General features: G+C 41.3%; 21 protein-coding genes and 2 pseudogenes. 15 read left to right on the plus strand and 8 right to left on the minus strand.

The annotated features are described in order from the left end of the window. Positions 1-415: 415 nt before the first annotated feature. The 4 genes and pseudogenes from M1F65_RS09640 to M1F65_RS09655 form a co-directional block, all read left to right on the plus strand. Positions 416-661 (plus strand): annotated as a pseudogene (locus tag M1F65_RS09640) (TMEM175 family protein); the annotation flags it as partial. Further along, entirely contained in the window at positions 643-1,002 is a 360-nt protein-coding gene (locus M1F65_RS09645) for a hypothetical protein (RefSeq protein ID WP_000397555.1), read from the plus strand. The pseudogene M1F65_RS09640 and the gene M1F65_RS09645, both read left to right, overlap by 19 nt. Beyond that, the gene (locus M1F65_RS09650; protein WP_000825751.1) at positions 999-1,322 is read left to right on the plus strand and encodes a potassium channel family protein; all 324 of its coding nucleotides are present in this window, start codon (positions 999-1,001) and stop codon (positions 1,320-1,322) included. Before M1F65_RS09645 ends, M1F65_RS09650 begins: the two co-directional genes overlap by 4 nt. Then, positions 1,319-2,368 carry a DUF389 domain-containing protein gene (locus tag M1F65_RS09655; protein ID WP_247925905.1) on the plus strand — a complete coding sequence of 350 codons (1,050 nt, stop codon included), beginning with the start codon at positions 1,319-1,321 and terminating at the stop codon, positions 2,366-2,368. The genes M1F65_RS09650 and M1F65_RS09655 overlap by 4 nt, the downstream gene beginning before the upstream one ends. A 446-nt stretch (positions 2,369-2,814) precedes the next feature. Here M1F65_RS09655 and M1F65_RS10075 read toward each other — a convergent pair. From M1F65_RS10075 to rpmF, 4 genes and pseudogenes are all read right to left on the minus strand, one after another. After that, positions 2,815-3,136, minus strand: a pseudogene (locus M1F65_RS10075) (transposase); the annotation flags it as partial. Positions 3,137-3,272: 136 nt separating this feature from the next. After that, positions 3,273-5,519: a bifunctional glutamate--cysteine ligase GshA/glutathione synthetase GshB gene (gshAB, locus tag M1F65_RS09660; protein WP_247925906.1), complete on the minus strand. Its 2,247-nt coding sequence runs from the start codon at positions 5,517-5,519 to the stop codon at positions 3,273-3,275. 612 nt (positions 5,520-6,131) lie between these two features. After that, positions 6,132-6,281 (minus strand): 50S ribosomal protein L33, encoded by a 150-nt coding sequence (rpmG, locus tag M1F65_RS09665; RefSeq protein ID WP_001265622.1) that lies wholly within the window; start codon positions 6,279-6,281, stop codon positions 6,132-6,134. A gap of 15 nt (positions 6,282-6,296) precedes the next feature. Continuing rightward, on the minus strand, positions 6,297-6,479 hold the full coding sequence (rpmF, locus tag M1F65_RS09670) for a 50S ribosomal protein L32 (RefSeq protein WP_000290417.1): 183 nt from the start codon (positions 6,477-6,479) through the stop codon (positions 6,297-6,299). A 218-nt stretch (positions 6,480-6,697) separates the two neighbouring features. On the opposite strand from rpmF, the gene ilvD reads away from it, so the two are divergent. Then, a complete protein-coding gene (ilvD, locus tag M1F65_RS09675; protein ID WP_000137343.1) occupies positions 6,698-8,401 on the plus strand; it encodes a dihydroxy-acid dehydratase in 1,704 nt (567 codons plus the stop codon). A gap of 60 nt (positions 8,402-8,461) precedes the next feature. Here ilvD and M1F65_RS09680 read toward each other — a convergent pair whose 3' ends face one another. Next, a complete protein-coding gene (locus tag M1F65_RS09680; RefSeq protein WP_001206380.1) occupies positions 8,462-8,803 on the minus strand; it encodes a metal-sulfur cluster assembly factor in 342 nt (113 codons plus the stop codon). Between the two features lie 167 nt (positions 8,804-8,970). Here M1F65_RS09680 and hisS point away from each other — a divergent pair, with 167 nt between their 5' ends. From hisS to M1F65_RS09730, 10 genes are all read left to right on the plus strand, one after another. Then, positions 8,971-10,251: a histidine--tRNA ligase gene (gene hisS / locus M1F65_RS09685; protein WP_132972275.1), complete on the plus strand. Its 1,281-nt coding sequence runs from the start codon at positions 8,971-8,973 to the stop codon at positions 10,249-10,251. A 143-nt stretch (positions 10,252-10,394) separates the two neighbouring features. Beyond that, entirely contained in the window at positions 10,395-10,598 is a 204-nt protein-coding gene (locus tag M1F65_RS09690) for a helix-turn-helix transcriptional regulator (RefSeq protein WP_000916947.1), read from the plus strand. Beyond that, a complete protein-coding gene (locus tag M1F65_RS09695; protein ID WP_001046120.1) occupies positions 10,598-10,786 on the plus strand; it encodes a hypothetical protein in 189 nt (62 codons plus the stop codon). The genes M1F65_RS09690 and M1F65_RS09695 overlap by 1 nt, the downstream gene beginning before the upstream one ends. Then, positions 10,773-10,976, plus strand: coding sequence for a hypothetical protein (locus M1F65_RS09700; protein ID WP_049478385.1), 204 nt, complete (start codon positions 10,773-10,775; stop codon positions 10,974-10,976). The genes M1F65_RS09695 and M1F65_RS09700 overlap by 14 nt, the downstream gene beginning before the upstream one ends. After that, positions 10,973-11,323: a PspC domain-containing protein gene (locus M1F65_RS09705; RefSeq protein ID WP_049478386.1), complete on the plus strand. Its 351-nt coding sequence runs from the start codon at positions 10,973-10,975 to the stop codon at positions 11,321-11,323. The genes M1F65_RS09700 and M1F65_RS09705 overlap by 4 nt, the downstream gene beginning before the upstream one ends. A 13-nt stretch (positions 11,324-11,336) precedes the next feature. After that, positions 11,337-12,074, plus strand: coding sequence for a DUF3169 family protein (locus M1F65_RS09710; RefSeq protein ID WP_061428474.1), 738 nt, complete (start codon positions 11,337-11,339; stop codon positions 12,072-12,074). Positions 12,075-12,083: 9 nt separating this feature from the next. Next, positions 12,084-12,725, plus strand: a complete 642-nt coding sequence (locus M1F65_RS09715; RefSeq protein ID WP_049478388.1) for a CPBP family intramembrane glutamic endopeptidase — start codon at positions 12,084-12,086, stop codon at positions 12,723-12,725. Between the two features lie 17 nt (positions 12,726-12,742). After that, positions 12,743-12,961, plus strand: a complete 219-nt coding sequence (locus M1F65_RS09720; protein WP_000832178.1) for a hypothetical protein — start codon at positions 12,743-12,745, stop codon at positions 12,959-12,961. A 151-nt stretch (positions 12,962-13,112) separates the two neighbouring features. After that, the gene (aspS, locus tag M1F65_RS09725; RefSeq protein ID WP_247925907.1) at positions 13,113-14,876 is read left to right on the plus strand and encodes an aspartate--tRNA ligase; all 1,764 of its coding nucleotides are present in this window, start codon (positions 13,113-13,115) and stop codon (positions 14,874-14,876) included. Next, positions 14,854-15,795 (plus strand): YitT family protein, encoded by a 942-nt coding sequence (locus M1F65_RS09730; protein ID WP_000806299.1) that lies wholly within the window; start codon positions 14,854-14,856, stop codon positions 15,793-15,795. The genes aspS and M1F65_RS09730 overlap by 23 nt, the downstream gene beginning before the upstream one ends. Positions 15,796-15,828: 33 nt before the next feature. Here the strand turns inward: M1F65_RS09730 and M1F65_RS09735 are convergent, their stop codons facing one another. From M1F65_RS09735 to M1F65_RS09745, 3 genes are all read right to left on the minus strand, one after another. Continuing rightward, a complete protein-coding gene (locus M1F65_RS09735; protein ID WP_001145418.1) occupies positions 15,829-16,815 on the minus strand; it encodes a LacI family DNA-binding transcriptional regulator in 987 nt (328 codons plus the stop codon). Between the two features lie 9 nt (positions 16,816-16,824). Further along, positions 16,825-17,625, minus strand: coding sequence for a DUF1189 domain-containing protein (locus M1F65_RS09740; RefSeq protein ID WP_084879963.1), 801 nt, complete (start codon positions 17,623-17,625; stop codon positions 16,825-16,827). A gap of 249 nt (positions 17,626-17,874) precedes the next feature. After that, positions 17,875-18,717, minus strand: a complete 843-nt coding sequence (locus tag M1F65_RS09745) for a sugar ABC transporter permease (RefSeq protein WP_001065656.1) — start codon at positions 18,715-18,717, stop codon at positions 17,875-17,877.

Here is an 18,717-nt window from a genome sequence, read left to right on the forward strand (position 1 = left end):
TTAATCAACTAGGATAACAACTATTTTTACTACTTTATCATGATTATATATAGGACTTATCTATGAAATTTTTTGATAAAAATTACTCACATGAAAGACTACTCGTAGCAAATCTTTAAGAAAAAAGTATAATTTAAAGCAAAGCGACCTAGGTAATGCAGGTCAAGTTAGCCAAGTTTAAAAGGGAGAAATCTGAAAGAAAATGTATCTTTGATAGTAGTCATTTATTGTGAAATATGATATATTTATTGATTAGATGGATGAATATTTCTAAAGTTAAATAAAATATGACAGATACATGCTTTTTAGTGTATCTTGTTTGTACTCAAAATATGAAGTGACTATCCAATATTTAAGATTAATAAATATTATACGATGAGATAGAATACTACAAAATGAAAGGCAACGTAATCTGATGAAGAAAGATAGATTAATTGCATTGACAGATGCTGTTCTAGCAATTATTATGACCATTTTGATTTTAGAGTTAGAAAAACCAACGACACCAAGTCTTCAAGCTTTTTGGGATTTACGGCAAAATTTCTTTGCTTATTTTCTTTCCTTTTTCTGGTTGGGATCGTTATGGATGGCACTAAACACATTATGGGAAAAGGTTGAGAAAATTTCCTCAGAAATTATTTGGTGGAATTTGTTTCTACTCTTGGAGCGGCAGGAGTTCTCTTTGGAGAATTTCATGCCATCCAAGATACCAGTCTGAATGATGTGGTGGACCGGATCTATATAAATGTCAAGGATTTACCGTTTCAGTCCTTGGGAGCTTTAGCTAATATCCTGTCTGATATTAAGAAGGGACTGATTCAAGACAGTCATATCTGGTCTTTCTTCCAGTCATTTTTCAAACAATATCAGTTGATAATCAGCTTAAATCAGATCTATCAGTTTGTCTATCTTTCTCTGATGGAGATCATGTCCTATCTTCACTTTGATTATTGGAAAAAAACGGCTCGGTCAGGAGCTAGTATGAATAAGGAGAACAAATGAAACGTTTAAAAATGTTATGGCATATTATGCAGGTTACGGGTTTTACTCGGTTTGCTCTGAGTTTTGTGACCTTTGTTTTTGGGTCAGGAGGCGTGCTTTTCCTAGTTGAACCTGCTATCACAAATTACGGAGACGGTCTTTGGTATGCTTTTGTGACTTCGACGACTGTCGGCTACGGGGATCTCCTAGCTGTGACCTTGATTGGAAGGATTACCAGTGTCTTCTTGACGATTTATGGGCTCATATTTTTTGGCTGTTTATCAGCTGTTATTTTTAATTATTATACCAATTTAAATAAGGAAAGAGGAGAGGACAAATGACTGCCAATTATTCAACACGGGAATACCGTGAGAAATTATACGATGACCTTCATGTTCGATTGAGAGATACAGCGATTTTGATGTGTGCAATTTTTATTGCCTCTATCGGACTAAATATGAATTCAACAGCTGTTATTATTGGAGCCATGTTAATTTCACCTCTCATGACACCGATTGTTGGACTGGGATTCGGTTTAGCTATTTTTGATACGCGTTTAATCAAGCAATCTCTAGAGGTTTTATTGACTCAAGTGTTGGTCAGTTTGCTTGTCTCGACTCTGTATTTCTGGATTTCTCCCTTGTCTTATGCAAGTAGCGAGTTGATCGCACGAACCTCTCCAACCATTTGGGATGTTCTCATTGCTATTGCTGGTGGGATTGCTGGTGTGATCGGTTCAAGGAAAAAAGAAGCAAACAATATCGTGCCAGGAGTAGCCATTGCTACAGCTTTGATGCCGCCTATCTGTACTGCTGGCTATGGTTTAGCTAATGGGAATGTACGATTTTTATTGGGGGCTCTCTATCTTTTCTTGATCAACTGTGTCTTTATCATGCTAGCCAACATTGTTGGAACAAGAATTTTGATGAGAAAATCTCCTTTAACTTCATTTAAAGAGCTGAGCATTAAAATGAGAATTGGCTTGATTTCTTTGATTGTATTGTTGATTCTTCCAGCTAGCTATTCGGCAGTTACTCTGACAATAGAACAAGCGCGCAAAGAAGGGATCAAACAGTTTGTAGGAAAAGAGTTCGCCAATTATACGGTTATTAATCAAGTCTACAAGTCAAGTAACAATGAATTGGTCTTGACGGTTGTTGGAGATCCGATTTCAGAAGAAGAATTAGAAACACTCCACCAAAAACAAGCCTCTTACGGTATTCAATCTGTTCAATTGAAAGTGAATCAAGTTCAGAACTCGCCAACATTAGATAGTGAAGCGACCAAGGAATTTTATGAAAACATTGACAAGTATATCGATCAAAAACTCTCTGAAAAAGATTCACAAGATGACATCGTAAAAGAAATTGAGGCAGACAAGGACTGAGGACAATGAACTGAATCGGTTTTTACGCCGTGTTTTTCTTGTATCTTCCTCTTTCTTACTTATAGCAGGTTGTTTTTGCTTGAATAAGAAATAAATTAGAAGTTCTATCATCTAAGAAAAATGATGAACAAAAAATCATTTAACTAATGGTGTGAACGTTTAGTGTTTATCAGCTCCATTCTCTGTAATTTTGGGGGTAAAATCCACACCATTCGGATAAAATTAGTTGAATTTGATTGGAAAAAAGCTTTTATAAAAGCGGAGAAAAGTCTTGATATTACGCTGTTTTTAGTCCAACTGAAATTCATACTTTCCAAACCAGGCTTGAAAAAGGCCCGTAAAGCGTCACAATTTAGTAAACGTTAAAACTTATTTACATTTATTAAAAGCATTTCGTATCAAAAATACGAGATGCTTTTTTTCTAGCTTAATTTTACAAATTGGATTTTGAAGGACACCATGGACCTATTTTCAAGTTGATAACGACTACAAATTTGTTCAGGAGACCATGAAGATTGTAATCGCTCTTTAATTTCCTACTTCAATTCACAGGAGTCTAACTCGATTTTCTTCCCTTCTGCTTCGCCAATTGTTCATTGTGTGTTTGTGCTGCTTGTGCAGAGTAAGTGTCATTACCACACTTAATTCTCTTGAGAAGGTTGATTTGTGAACGCCTAATTTTCTAGCTATTTGGCAGGGTTTGAGACCTAATTCTAGGTAAGTCTCTATCTTAATTCGCTCAATTATGGTAATATGATGGTAGCTTATAGATTTCTCCCGTGTTCTGTTTAGTGTGGTTACTTACAGTTTACACGAGATTGGGCTCTATGAGTTTTTTGTTGCACTATATTTTACCATTTATCAAATATAAAAAAGTAAGCTCAGAAAATCTCTGATCTTATTCTCATATCTCTCCAAACAACTTCCGTAAAATTTTCGGTGTGATACGTTGTCCTGGCCCTACGTAAGTATAGGCGTGCAGGTACATGGCAGGATTGAAGTTGAGTTCGATACAGGTGCAATTTGGTAGCTCCTTACTAGCAGGCTTGGTGTAGTCTGGGATAATCAAATCGACTCCACAGGCCCAAGCCCCCATAGCAGTCGCCATATCGGCAGCTAGTTGTTTGTAACTCTCGCCCATCTGGTCAGTCATGTCAATGGAGTCGCCTCCAGTTGAGATATTAGAATTACCACGCAGAAAGGTTTGGCTACCTTTAGGCAAGACTGTATCAGGTGTGTAACCCTGCTGTTCCAACATGAGTAATTCAATATCACCCAGATTGATGATTTCAAGAGGTGAGCGATGGTCGCGACCACGCAGAGGGTCTTGGTTTTTCTTTTCGACTAATTCTCGGATGCTTGAGCTTCCGTCGCCTACGACATTGGCCGCAACGCGGAGCACGACAGCCTCGCATTTTCCATCCAAGATAAAGAAACGGTACTCGGTCCCTGCCACAAACTCCTCGACTAGCACATGGCTATCTTCCGAAAAGGCGATGTCTAGGGCTTTTTCATAGCCAGAAAGGCTTGTTGACTCTTGGAAGATGGAAATGCCCAGACCGAAGTTGGTGGATTTGGGTTTGACAACAATAGCAGAGTTGGCTATTTGTCCGTAGTACCGTAAGGCATCGTCCTTGTTAGCAAATTCTGCTCCCGCAGGTACTGGAAAACCAGCCTTGTCCAAAATCTTTTTGGTCACAACCTTATTAGCCATGGCCAGTGGAATTACGTAGTTATCTTTGGATGTCATGTTGCTATTTTTAATGTACTCCACATGGTCACCATGCCAGAGTTTGAGAAATTGGTCTTCCTCATCTAAAATTTCTACGTTCAAGCCCAGCTGAATGGCGTCAAAGAGAATCATTTGGGTGGAGAGTTCCACGTTTTCATAGCCTTTGAGGGCATAAGGTGCTGTCCAAGCATAGTCATGAAAGGCTTGTCCTTGTTGTTGGCCAAATTTTTCAAGGGACCCTTCTTCAACCTGCTCTGCTATTTTTCCAGAAAGGGTCAAACGTGGATCAAGAAGAGAGGCCTCCACCTTAGTGATAAGCTGGCTATAATAGTCATCCAGTCCAAAGTGAGCGACGATGCCCTTCATGGCTGTCACGATAGGTTTAGGGTCAGCCTCTTTAGGAAGTGGTGTGTGGGGATGGCTGAGAGCGATTTGGTTGTTGAGAGTAGCAGCTACTGCCAATTCTTCGTCGACTTGCTCCATGTCGTCTAGCCACAAGAGTGCGAGTGCAAAGAGGTGGGTGGTGTCTAGTGTTTCTTGGCTGATTGCCAGTGGCTCAAAGGGGTTGAGGTCAAAGTTGCGGAACTCTAGATAGGAGATGCCCTTAGTCAAAAAGTCCCGGCTAGTCTTAGCACCGCGTAAACGGATGGCAGAGTAAAATTCTTTTTCAGAGGACAGTTGCCCAGATCCAACAGCGTTTTCGATGTCGGTCACGTATTGCTCCAGTGAAGAGAAGGAAATGTGAACATCGGGGGCATTGACATAGCCGTAGTTGGAGTTACGAATCGACCGCACGCAACCAATTTCATCTGTCAAAAACCCTTTTTCTGCTAGCGGGCTTGCTCCGTAAAGGTAGGTCAAGAGCCAGCGATAACACAAGAAGTTCTGAGCTAACTTGAGATAGAGGGCATTCTTGAAGGTCAGTAAATCGTCATAGTCACTGACTTCAAAGAGCTGCTGGGTCAGATCTTTGCCGAGTTCAAAATTATAGTGAATTCCAGATATGGACTGGAGCAATTTGCCGTAGCGTTCTGCCAAACCAACTCGGTATTGATACTCGTAGTCACTTTCCAACTGGGCAATCTGAATCTCTTCTTCTACAATCACAGGTGGCATGGATAAAGGCCAAAGATATTCTGACTTATCCATTGAGCGAATAGCCACATCGGTGATGGCCCCGAGGAAGCGACGAGCTTCCGTGGTCGACTGTGCTACCGGTGTAATGAGCTCTAGTTGAGGTTCGCTATAATCTGTCTGGATATAGGGATGGAAACTGCGAGAACCCAATTTTTCAGGGTGTGGCGTTTGAGCGACACGGCCTTCAGTATTGATTCGTAGAGATTCGCGCTCCAGACCAAAGGTAGCTTGTAAGATGGGAGTATTTGGGGATAATTTTTGAAATACGTTTGATAGGTTCATGATTGGGCCTCGAAATAACTAGTTTCTCTATTATTTTATCAGTTTGTTAAATAAACTCAACTTTCTGCTACGGAGATGGAGAAGGAAATGCTCGGACGAATTGACTATTTACTTGCATTAAATATAAGCAAAAGCATTAGTAGAAGTATTGAAACTACACCTAATAGTTTTTTCCCCACACTCAATCTCTCATTTCTGTCTTTTTTTCGTAGACAGTTATAAAGTCGATCAGAATAAACCTTGTAAGTGTATAAGTTAATTCTTACAGACCTAAACTATTCCCCTATTTAAAAAATAATGATTCATATTTTATGAAATTAATTAGTAGATATAGTTCTGAAAAGCCGTTATATTACGCTGTTTTTAGTCCAACTGAAATCCATACTTTCCAAACCAGGTCTTACGATTTGTAAGTAAAAGAACAAATAAAAAAGAGGAGCTTCACAATAAAGCTCCTCTTCTTTTACATATCCGAATCATTATTCTTATTTCAAAAAAGGTAGTGAAAAAGGTAGTGATTCGGTTGATTTATATTGCAATGTAGTGAAATTTAGAATTTCAAGAATCGCTTAAAATCAAGGTTCCTCACATCTATTGACGTGTAGTGAATCCCTATTTCACCTCTGTAAACACAACGTGTTTGCGAAGTTTTGGTGAGTATTTCTTCAATTGAAGACGGTCTGGAGTGTTACGTTTGTTTTTAGAAGTAAGGTACAAGCGTTCACCAGATTCTTTGTGTTCAAGTGTAATATTTACGCGCATGGTATCTCCCTTCTATTATTCAGCTGATGCAGCTTTAGCGATCTTACGTCCTTTGTAGTATCCTTTAAGTGATACACGGTGTGAACGTGAGTAATCTCCAGTAGTTTCGTCAAAGTTTACAGATGGAGCTGTTACTTTGTAGTGTGTACGACGTTTGTTTTTCTTCGCTTTTGAAGTGCGACGTGCAGGTACTGCCATTTCGTTTTTCTCCTTTTAAGATATAAATTCAATTAGGTTTGATCTTCATCAACTTTAATAGTATATCAAAACTTTTTTGTAAAGTAAAGTTACTTGACAAAAAAAGTTGTATTTTTTTATCGTATACTGTTGAATTGTCCGAAAATTTAAAAATTTTCTTCTGTTATTCATGTGAAAATTGTGCTATAATGGAACAAACTGAAATGGGAGGGACTTGAATGACAGAATTAGATAAACGTCACCGCAGCAGCATCTATGACAGCATGGTAAAATCACCTAACCGTGCCATGCTTCGTGCGACTGGTATGACAGATAAGGACTTTGAAACACCGATTGTTGGGGTCATTTCGACTTGGGCGGAAAACACACCGTGTAATATTCACTTGCATGACTTTGGGAAATTGGCTAAAGAAGGTGTTAAATCTGCTGGTGCTTGGCCTGTGCAGTTTGGAACCATTACGGTAGCCGACGGGATTGCCATGGGAACGCCTGGTATGCGTTTCTCTTTGACATCTCGTGATATCATTGCGGACTCTATTGAGGCTGCGATGGGTGGTCACAACGTGGATGCCTTTGTCGCTATCGGTGGCTGTGACAAGAACATGCCTGGTTCTATGATTGCCATTGCCAATATGGATATTCCAGCTATTTTCGCCTATGGTGGAACCATTGCACCGGGAAATCTTGATGGCAAAGACATTGACTTGGTTTCTGTCTTTGAGGGAATCGGAAAATGGAACCACGGTGACATGACAGCTGAGGACGTGAAACGTCTTGAATGTAATGCCTGTCCTGGCCCTGGTGGTTGTGGTGGTATGTACACAGCTAATACCATGGCGACTGCTATCGAAGTTCTAGGGATGAGCTTGCCAGGCTCTTCATCTCACCCAGCTGAATCAGCTGACAAGAAAGAAGATATCGAAGCAGCAGGACGTGCTGTTGTTAAGATGCTGGAGCTTGGTCTCAAACCATCTGATATCTTGACTCGTGAAGCCTTTGAAGATGCCATCACTGTAACTATGGCTCTCGGTGGTTCTACAAATGCCACTCTTCACTTGCTTGCTATTGCCCATGCGGCTAATGTTGATTTGTCCCTTGAGGACTTCAATACAATCCAAGAACGTGTGCCTCACTTGGCCGACTTGAAACCATCTGGTCAGTATGTCTTCCAAGACCTCTATGAAGTCGGTGGTGTGCCTGCGGTTATGAAATACCTCTTGGCAAATGGTTTCCTTCATGGCGACCGCATCACATGTACTGGTAAGACAGTCGCTGAAAACTTGGCTGACTTTGCAGACCTTACACCAGGCCAAAAAGTCATTATGCCACTTGAAAATCCAAAACGTGCAGACGGTCCGCTTATCATCTTGAACGGGAACCTTGCCCCTGACGGTGCGGTTGCCAAGGTATCAGGTGTTAAAGTGCGTCGTCACGTTGGACCTGCTAAGGTCTTTGACTCAGAAGAAGATGCGATTCAGGCCGTTCTGACAGATGAAATCGTTGATGGCGATGTTGTCGTTGTTCGTTTTGTTGGACCTAAGGGTGGTCCTGGTATGCCTGAGATGCTCTCACTTTCATCCATGATCGTTGGTAAAGGTCAAGGAGACAAGGTTGCCCTCTTGACAGACGGACGCTTCTCTGGTGGTACTTATGGTCTGGTTGTTGGACATATCGCACCTGAAGCTCAGGATGGTGGACCGATTGCCTACCTCCGTACAGGCGATATCGTTACGGTAGATCAAGATACTAAAGAAATTTCTATGGCTGTATCCGAAGAAGAACTTGAAAAACGCAAGGCAGAAACAACCTTGCCACCACTCTATAGCCGTGGTGTCCTCGGTAAATATGCCCACATCGTATCATCCGCTTCTCGCGGAGCTGTGACAGACTTCTGGAATATGGACAAGTCAGGTAAAAAATAAACTCAAAAAGCAAGCCATTTTCGGCTTGCTTCTTTTTAACTTCAAAAGTGATTTGCCTCATTAACGAGGTGGCAGTCCAAGGGCAATACGGCCGTAGCGACTGATTCGTGTAATCTTCCAAGCGGGAGACCAGGTAACTTCAACCTTGACATCTTCGATACCCTCGATTTGTTTTAGACCTGCAACGATTTCGATAGGCAGGCTTTCGGCGCAATCGCAGGCGGTGTCAGTGAAGGTCATGACAATCTTGCAGAGACCCGTTTCATCCAGATTGATTTCATAAATCAGTCCTAGATTGTAAACATCCAATTCCACATCTGTATCAAAAACCTTCTCTAGTTTTTCGATAATTTGGTCTTGCAAGGCCAAAGCACGGTCATTGATTTTGATATCCTCTCTCATTACAGTCCCTCCACGTGATAAATATCCTCTATTTTCTCATAATTCTGACAATTTGGCAAGTTTTTGATGAATTTTCTGAAAAGACTCTCTTGCGATTTTCTCCTCTCACTGTTTTAATCCCTCTATTTATGGTAAAATAAGACTATTAAGTTTAAAGAGGATTCCCTATGAAATTACAAAAACCAAAAGGAACACAGGATATTCTACCTGCTGAGTCTGCCAAGTGGCAGTACGTTGAGGGCTTTGCCCGTGAGATTTTCAAGCGCTATAACTACGCAGAAGTGCGTACGCCTATTTTTGAGCATTACGAGGTTATCAGTCGCTCTGTCGGGGATACAACCGATATCGTAACCAAGGAAATGTACGATTTTTATGACAAGGGTGATCGCCATATTACCCTCCGTCCAGAAGGAACTGCGCCCGTTGTTCGTTCCTATGTGGAAAATAAACTCTTCGCCCCAGAAGTGCAAAAGCCAAGTAAGTTCTACTACATGGGCCCTATGTTCCGTTATGAGCGTCCACAGGCAGGTCGTTTGCGCCAGTTCCACCAGATTGGTGTCGAGTGCTTTGGCTCTAGCAATCCAGCTACCGATGTGGAAACCATCGCTATGGCAGCTCATTTCTTGAAAGAAATCGGCATTCAAGGTGTCAAACTACACCTCAACACTCTCGGAAATCCTGAGAGCCGTGCAGCCTACCGTCAAGCCTTGATCGACTATTTGACACCGCTCAAGGAGACCTTGTCTAAGGATAGCCAACGTCGTTTGGAGGAAAATCCTCTCCGTGTCTTGGACTCTAAGGAAAAAGAAGACAAGGTGGCAGTAGAAAATGCGCCGTCTATATTGGACTTCCTTGATGAAGAAAGCCAAGCTCACTTTGATGCTGTGCGTCAAATGTTGGAAAATCTTAGAGTAGATTACATCATTGATACCAATATGGTGCGTGGTCTGGACTACTACAACCACACGATTTTCGAGTTTATCACTGAGATCGAGGGCAATAACTTGACGGTCTGTGCGGGTGGTCGCTACGATGGTTTGGTTGCCTACTTTGGTGGTCCTGAAACTGCTGGATTTGGATTTGGACTTGGTGTAGAGCGCCTGCTTCTTATCCTTGAAAAGCAAGGTGTGGCCCTTCCTATTGAAAACGCCCTAGATGTTTATATCGCAGTCTTGGGTGAAGGAGCAAATGTCAAGGCCTTGGAATTGGTACAAGCCCTTCGCCAACAAGGTTTTAAAGCAGAGCGTGATTACCTTAATCGGAAGCTCAAAGCTCAGTTCAAGTCAGCCGATGTCTTTGCTGCTAAGACCCTCATCACTCTCGGAGAGAGCGAAGTCGAAAGCGGACAAGTGACAGTCAAGAACAACCAAACTCGAGAAGAAGTTCAAGTATCACTTGAGACCATTAGCCAAAACTTTTCAGAAATATTTGAAAAATTAGGCTTTTAATAGTAGAAAAACTGGTCAGGACCTTACTCCTGACCTTTTTCTTTTGCAAAACGACAAAAATCTTAAACTTTTTGACAAATATACTTGTCAAAAAGAAAAGGATGTGTTACAATGTAAGCAAGTTAAGAGTAAAGGAGAAAGGAATGCTTAAAAATCGTTTAAAAGAGCTTCGGGCTCGCGATGGTCTCAATCAAACCGAACTGGCCAAGTTAGCAGGAGTTTCCAGACAGACCATTAGCCTACTAGAACGGGACGAATACACCCCGTCCATTGTGATTGCCCTGAAGATTTCACAGATATTCAATGAACCAGTCGAGTCGGTATTTCGTATAGAGGAGGACGAGTGATGAACAAGTATAAAGTAATTTATTATATGAGTGTTTTTGCCTTTATTGTGAATGCTTTTGCTATGATTGGAACATTACTGGGTTGGTTCTATTTTGTTGAAAGTAAGTATTTGTTTTGGATTAATTTAGTCCTCTTGTCCATTTTCAATCGGTTGAAGAAAAAGGAGAAAAATGATGAACAAGTATAAAGTAATCTATTATGTAGTTGCCATAGCTCTATTAGTCAGCGTATTTCTACTGATTGGGATGGACCTAGGCTGGTTTAATCCATATCAAAGCGACCAATTTGTTTGGGCCTACTTTGCTCTCATCCCAGTAGTTGACTGGATTGAAAAGAAATTCAAAAATCTAGCAAGTGAAAAAGGAGAAAAGTTATGAAAGAGTTTTCAGCGGGTTTTCAAGTCGATACTGAACACAAAGCACTTGCAGGTGTTTGTGCAGGTTTAGGAAATTATTTTAACATTCAAGCCAATATCGTTCGTTTGGTGACAGTTTTGTTGTTTCTCTCTTCTACAGAGATTGGTATTTTAACAGTTACAGCCTATGCTTATCTAGCAGGTTGGCTTGGCAATGAACCCTTGGGGGATGGAGCAAAAAAAGCTAGAAACCAAGCTATTCTCTTACTTGCTGTTTGTTTGATTTTGGTGTCACTTGGAACAGAAGGCTTGACAGCTATTTTTGAATCAGGTAAAGCCTTTGGTCAGTGGTTGGCTGGCTTAGTTTAGAGGGAGGGTGAATATGAAAAAGAAACGTGGATTATTATTGTTTTTAGCAGCTGTTGTCTTTGGAGGTTTCTTGGGCATGTTTATAGGGATTTTTAAGGCACGTGCCGAATCCCACGGAATTATGTTAGATGTAAAAGTCTTGATACCCTGGATATCAGCTATTTGTTTACTGATAGGTTTCATTAGCATTCTTTTGACGTTCAATTTCTTAAAGAAAAGCAGAAAATTTCACTCCTTGTATCAAGAGGAAATGGATGATGATCTGAATGAAACCTATTATGTGCAAATGTATCGGAATCTCGAGTTTGGAACCATTGCTTTTAATATTGCAAGCGTAGCGATTTTATTGGCTTTCTTCATTTCAGTAAGTGAAGAGATTGTACTAAATAGAAGCAATCTAACCTTATCTCTTTCTTTTTTGGCATTAGTGTTGGTTTTCAATGCTCAAAAATATCTTTATAAAACCATTTCGATTGTTCGTCAGTTTGATTTGGCATTTTTCTCTACACCAAAGGATGTCTTGGACTATATCAATTCTTACGATGAAGGGGAGCGCCAAGCTAATTTGGAACAGAGTTTTCGGATTTTATTCCAATTAAATAACTATGTCTTGCCAGGTCTCTACATTCTAATTGATCTCTTTTCCTTACTGACAGGAGAGATTCAGTTACTCGCCTTATTGCTTGTCGGAGCTATCCATATTTATATCAATGTGATGCAGTTACCTATGGTGAAACGCTATTTCAAATAGGAGTCTTTTATGAAACTACTTAAAAATCTTGGCTGGTTTCTTCTAGCTATTCTATCCTTTTACTTTGGCTATGGTCTGGTTCAGAGTATGGCTTTATCAGCGCTTGACCTAGGGGCTTCAATCTTTGGAGTCTTGCCACTCTATATCGTCCTGTCAGGGGCCTATGTTTATGGAGTTTACAGATGGTATCAGACAGAAAAGGTTAGCATCCAGACGACGATTTTTAATCGTTATATTTGGTTGCCTACTCTGGTTTTGCTAGTGGCGATTACAGCCCAGTTCTTTTTGCCAGAAGATCCGTCAGTCAATCAACAAATCGTATCTCAACTGACAGTGGCTCAGCCTGTATTTGGTTTCTTTATGGTAGTGGTCTTTGCTCCTCTGACGGAAGAACTCATCTTTAGAGGGATGTTAGCGCGCTATCTCTTTCCTAAGCAGAACAACGGCAAACAGACAGCTCTGTTTCTCCTCGTATCGAGTGTGCTTTTTGCCTTGATTCATTTTCCAGGGACTTTGCAACAGTTTTTAGTTTATGCCAGTCTGGGATTGAGTTTGGGTCTAGCTTATGTGAACCGAAAAGGTCTTCTTTACAGCATTTCTCTCCACGCTTTGAATAATTTAATCGGCTTTTTGATGATACTCATGCTATAATAGAGTCAGGAGGTCACATGAAACGAGTAATTTTATTAGCAGTGATACAGGCGGTCGTTCTCTTCTTTATCATCGGGGCACTTGCCTATGCCTTTAAAGGCGACTTCTTTTACAACTATCTAGCGGTTGTCTTTGCGCCTATTGCAGGTGTCTTGCGTTTTGCGACAGCTTATGCGACGGAGATTGTTCTACCTAAAAAGGCAGCTGAGATTGCTGAAAAGCGTAAAAAAGGTTAAGAATCATAATCAGAGAATCCGATGACGTTTTCATCGGATTTTTTGTCTGTTTGTTTTGATTACTAAAGACAATCAAACTTTTCTGCTGATTTTCATGAAGTGCCTGCGCTTTTATGGTAAAATAGTAACAGAATAAAAGAGGAGAGAAAACATGAAACGTAGTATGTATGCTGGTCGTGTTCGTGAGGAACACATCGGACAAGAAATGACCTTGAAAGGCTGGGTTAGCCGTCGTCGTGACCTTGGTGGTTTGATCTTTATCGACCTTCGTGACCGTGAAGGAATCATGCAGTTGGTTATCAACCCTGAAAAAGTATCTGCAGAGGTTATGGCAACAGCTGAAAGCCTTCGTAGCGAATTTGTTATCGAGGTGACTGGTCAAGTCGTTGCGCGTGAGCAAGCCAATGATAAATTGCCGACTGGTGCGGTTGAGTTAAACGTGACAGCTTTGACAGTGCTTAATACAGCTAAAACAACGCCTTTTGAGATTAAAGATGGGATTGAGGCCAATGACGATACACGTTTGCGTTACCGTTACCTTGACCTTCGTCGTCCAGAAATGCTAGAAAACCTTAAGCTTCGTGCCAAGGTGACCCACTCAATCCGTAACTACTTGGATGAGTTGGAGTTTATCGATGTGGAGACGCCATTCCTTTCTAAATCAACGCCAGAAGGGGCACGTGACTATTTGGTGCCATCTCGTGTCAATAAAGGGCATTTCTACGCTCTTCCTCAGAGCCCACAGATTACAAAACAGTTGTTGATGAATGCTGGTTTTGACCGTTATTACCAAATCGTCAAATGTTTCCGTGACGAGGACTTGCGTGGTGACCGCCAGCCTGAGTTCACTCAGGTCGACTTGGAAACATCCTTCCTTACGGAGCAGGAGATCCAAGATATTACAGAAGGCTTGATTGCACGCGTGATGAAAGAAACAAAAGGCATCGACGTGACGCTTCCATTTCCTCGTATGAAGTATGATGACGCGATGTCTCTTTATGGTTCTGATAAGCCAGATACCCGTTTTGACATGTTGCTTCAGGACTTGACAGAAGTTGTCAAGGGTGTTGATTTCAAAGTCTTTTCAGAAGCACCTGCCGTTAAAGCCATTGTAGTCAAAGGAGCTGCGGATAACTATTCACGTAAAGACATCGACAAGATGACCGAAGTAGCCAAACAGTACGGTGCCAAAGGTCTTGCTTGGGTTAAGGTGGTTGATGGAGAATTAAACGGACCAGTTGCCAAATTCTTGACTGGTATCCAAGCAGAATTGACTGCAGCACTTGGTCTTGAAGATAAGGACTTGGTTCTCTTTGTGGCGGATACGCTTGAAGTGGCCAATGCAACACTAGGCGCCCTTCGTGGCCGTATCGCCAAAGAGCTTGGCTTGATTGATAACGATAAGTTCAACTTCCTTTGGGTGGTTGATTGGCCAATGTTTGAATGGTCTGAAGAAGAAGGTCGCTACATGAGCGCCCACCATCCATTTACTCTTCCACAGGAAGAAACAGCTCACGAATTAGAAGGTGATTTGGCTAAGGTTCGAGCCATTGCCTACGATATCGTTTTGAATGGTTATGAGCTTGGTGGTGGTAGTCTTCGTATCAACCAAAAAGACCTTCAAGAACGCATGTTTAAGGCTCTTGGTTTCTCAGCTGAAGAAGCAAATGACCAGTTTGGCTTCCTTCTTGAAGCCATGGACTATGGTTTCCCACCCCACGGTGGCTTGGCTATCGGTCTTGACCGTTTTGTGATGCTCTTAGCAGGAGAAGAAAATATTCGTGAAGTCATTGCCTTTCCTAAGAACAATAAGGCAACAGACCCAATGACTCAAGCTCCATCAACAGTCGCTCTCAAACAACTAGAGGAACTCAGCTTACAAGTAGAAGAAGATGAAACAAGCAAAACGAATTAAGCGGTGGCGCTATTATCTGCGCCGCTTTGCTTATCAGATAAAAATCTTACGAGTTTTACAAAGTATCTCTCGGGAAAAATATGATGAGAAAGTATCGGCTTCTCTGGTTTATGGCTTTCTGTCAGCAGTAGCAGTCAATTTCTTTTTTCAACCAGGGCACGTTTACTCCAGTGGTGCGACAGGTCTGGCACAGATTATCTCTGCCTTGAGTAATCACTGGTTTGGTTTTTACATTCCGATATCGCTAACCTTTTATGCTATCAATTTTCCGTTGATGATTTTGGCTTGGTATCAGATTGGGCATAAGTTTACAATCTTTACCTTTATCACAGTATCCATGAGTTCCCTCTTTATCCAGCTTGTACCAGTTGTGACCTTGACAGAGGATCCCATTATCAATGCTCTTTTTGGGGGTGTTGTCATGGGCTTGGGGATTGGTTTTGCGCTCCGTAACAATATTTCTAGCGGAGGTACAGATATCGTCAGTCTGACCATTCGAAAGAAAACGGGTAAGAATGTCGGTAGTATTTCTTTCCTAGTAAATGGAACCATCATGCTGATAGCAGGATTGACCTTTGGTTGGAAATACGCCCTCTACTCCATGATTACTATCTTTGTCTCCAGTCGTGTGACAGACGCGGTCTTTACCAAGCAAAAACGCATGCAGGCCATGATTGTGACCAATAATCCTGACAAGGTAATTGCAAAAATCCATAAAAAATTGCACCGCGGAGCAACCATGATCCACGATGCAGAAGGAACCTATAATCATGAGAGAAAAGCAGTCTTGATTACAGTTATCACACGAGCAGAGTTTAATGATTTTAAACACATCATGAAACAGGTCGATCCGACAGCCTTTGTCTCTGTATCCGAAAATGTCCACATCCTAGGACGATTCGTAGAAACAGACAATTAATAATACTCAAAAGACCAGCCTTGGGGCTGGTCTTTATTTTTCGATAATTTTGTGTCCAATCAACTGGCGGTAACAAATCTGTTTATTGTTTTTAGCATCGTTGATGATCTGGAGAATGGTTTCAAAGGAAACGCGCCCGAGTTCTAAACTATTGATATCCACATAGGCTGCCAAGTTCAGTTTAGGGTTGACCGAGTCAAAGCTGAGGACAGGGACATCCAGTTGGTGTTTTGCGATGTAATCACAGACCCCTGCAGCAAGAAGGCTATCAATAGTAATAATAGCATCAATATTTGGATCATGTTCGAAGAGAAGTTTACTAAAGCGATAACCATTATCTTCAAGAAATTCGGTCGCAAAGTAGGTCAGATTGGGATCAATAGGAAGTTGGTATTGTTTAAGAGCTAACTCATAACCCATTAGACGATCTTGTGTTACGAAAAGTTTTTTGGTTCCTCCGATGAAGGCAATTCGCTTGCATCCTTTTTTGATGAAATATTCTGTCGCATCAAAACCTGCCTGGACATTGTCATTATCGACAAGCGGAATGAAGGGAGATAGAGATTTACCTAAGATAAGGAAAGGAAATTGCTCATCGGCTACTAGTTTAACCAAAGGATCCTCTTCTTGGGCATAGAGGAAAATCAAACCATCTACACGCTTACCATAGACCATCTGGGAAATAGCTTTGAGTCGCTCTTTTGCATCTTTCCCAGTTGCAATCTGAATAGCATAGTGGTTCTCAGATGCCACTTGGGCGATCCCTCGTAGAACAGATGGGAAGAAAGGATTTTGGTAAAAGGCATCCGAGTCGTCAGGGAGCACCAGACCGATTACCTGAGTATAGCTACTTACCAAGCTACGAGCATTGAGGTTGGGATGGTAGTTGAGCTCCTTCATCGCCTTGCGAACTCGTTTTTTGGTTTCATCACTAATCGTTGATTTATTTTGAATGACGCGGGTAACAGTTGAAGGTGAGACACCTGCTGCTTTAGCCACATCTTTAATCGTCACGGGCATAAAAATCTCCTATTTATGATAATCTGGATCACGGAAATGTGTCTTGTAAAAAATAGTGACCAGATAAAGAACAAAAAGAATGTTTTGTACAGTGATAAGCGTTGTCATATTTTGGCCCAAAAGTCCCAAAATAAGCGTAATCAGAGTGGGTAATCCTAAACAGTTCAAGATAAAATGGTAGCACTCTTTAAAGGTCCTAAATGAAAAGAGGCGTGATTTTTTGGTGATATAAAGGAGAAGACTAGCTCCAAGAGAGACAATGAAAAAATTCAAACCAAAGAGGAAGCTAGCACCAAGAACGAGAAAGAGACTGATATAGACCCGATTTTGTTGGTACCAATCTTTAGAAATGGCCTGGGTTAAATCTTCCTTACTCTGGAAACTCTCCGTTTGAATCGCGTGGTAGCGAATGCGAGTCAGTTCCTTACTTTCCTTACTGATGACGAGTTCTTCCGTATCAAAATGAAGTTGCAAGTCCTTTGGCAATTCTTTGCTTTGGCTCGGGCCAATCAAAAGAGAAGGCTGCTGATTCTTCGTACCTGAGTAGTTCAGCTTTCCATCAACGATTTGTGCATTCTCTGACAAGTCCATGATGGCTTCATCTGTCAGTGGAGTGTAGACATTATCGATAAAGGTATCCAGTGGATACGTTTCCTGTGAGCTGTTTTGAATGGCAATCGGAACCATAGACAAACTGATGAGGAAAATGCTCGTAAAGAGAAGCTGAAACCAGTTGAGGCCGAAACGTTTTGATAGGGGCTTACGAAATCCCCAGATACTAGAGAAATACGAGAATGGATATGGAAGCATAGGCATCTTTCTAAAAGTGTTTTCTATATGAGTATTATTATATAGAGAAATGTGCTTTATTTCAAGTCTAGGAAATAAATTGCTTGTTGTAAGAATATTATTTACAGTAACAATCGCTAATACTCAATGAAAATCAAAGAGCAAACTAGGAAGCTAGCCGCAGGTTGCTCAAAGCACAGCTTTGAGGTTGGAGATAAAGCTGACGTGGTTTGAAGAAGTATAAAATGAAAAAAGGGTGGCGGGGATAAATTATCCCTTGTCGCCACCACTTGTAAGTCCTGAAACAAAGTTCTTTTGTAGGAAGAAGAAGAGAATACAGATTGGAAGGGCGATGAGGATAGCACCTGCTGAGAAGTAGGCAATCTTCAAGTTTTTCACATTGCTGACAAAGGTCTGTAGACCAACGGCAACTGTAAAGTATTCTTTCTCACGAAGCAAGAAACTAGAGAGGATATAGTCTCCGAAAGGTCCCATGAAGGCCCAGAGCGCTTGTACAGCCACCATTGGGCGAACGAGTGGGAGAACAATTTGCCAGAAGCGACGGAAGTGTCCTGCACCATCTAGTTTTGCTGATTCATCAAGAGACATCGGTACTGTGTCGAAGTAGCCTTTCATCAACCAAGCATTCATCGGAATACCTCCACCAACATAAAGGAAGATGAGGAACCAGCTTTGGTTAAGCGCATTCAACATAAGGGCCATAACGAAGAAGGCTGTCAAAGCGGCCATAGTTGGCACCATTTGGATGATCAAGAAGAAGACCAAACTTTGTTTACGAGCCAAGAAGTTGTAACGGCTGTAGGCATAACCAGCAAGTACGATGATACTTGTTTGAACAGCCATGGTAATCAAGGCGATAATCAAAGTGTTGAGGTACCAAGTGCCGTACAAGGTTTCAGTGAAGAGCCCTTGGAAGTTGGCAAAGCTAAAGTCGACGTTAGCATCTAGTTTAAAAGCTACGACGTTACCAGTCTTGAAGGCTGACATAATGGTGATCAAAAGTGGATAAATAATCACGATTGAAAGACCAATCAAGTAGAGGTAAGTGAGGGTTTGAGTCAGTCTACGTTTGAGTTTGATTGAGTTATTCAT

The sequence above is a fragment of the Streptococcus oralis genome, from assembly GCF_023109195.1.
GTDB lineage: Bacteria > Bacillota > Bacilli > Lactobacillales > Streptococcaceae > Streptococcus > Streptococcus oralis_BV.